Annotated in this window: 1 pseudogene; it reads left to right on the forward strand. The window is 61.4% G+C overall.

From position 1 onward, the window contains the following. Positions 1–68: 68 nt before the first annotated feature. Positions 69–311: pseudogene (locus AB3X86_RS38430) on the forward strand (electron transfer flavoprotein subunit alpha/FixB family protein); the annotation flags it as partial.

The raw sequence follows: 311 nt of genomic DNA on the forward strand, positions 1-311 counted from the left end.
GAAGACGCTGGTCGAGAAGCTGAAGACCGAAGCCAAGGTGCTGTGAGGAGACGCAAGAAATGACGAATCTGGTTAACCTGGTAGTAGCAGAACACGATAACGCGTCGATCAAGGCCGCGACGCTGAACACGATCGCAGCGGCACAGAAGATCGGCGGTGAGATTCACGTGCTGGTCGCGGGTCACAACGCGCAAGCCGCGGCCGATGCCGCAGCGAAGATCGCCGGCGTCGCCAAGGTACTGCTGGCCGACGCGCCGCAACTCGAAGCGGGTCTCGCGGAAAACGTCGAAGCGACGGTGCTGACGCTTGTG

The organism is Paraburkholderia sp. BR14374 (assembly GCF_040948685.1).
Classification (GTDB): Bacteria; Pseudomonadota; Gammaproteobacteria; order Burkholderiales; family Burkholderiaceae; genus Paraburkholderia; species Paraburkholderia youngii.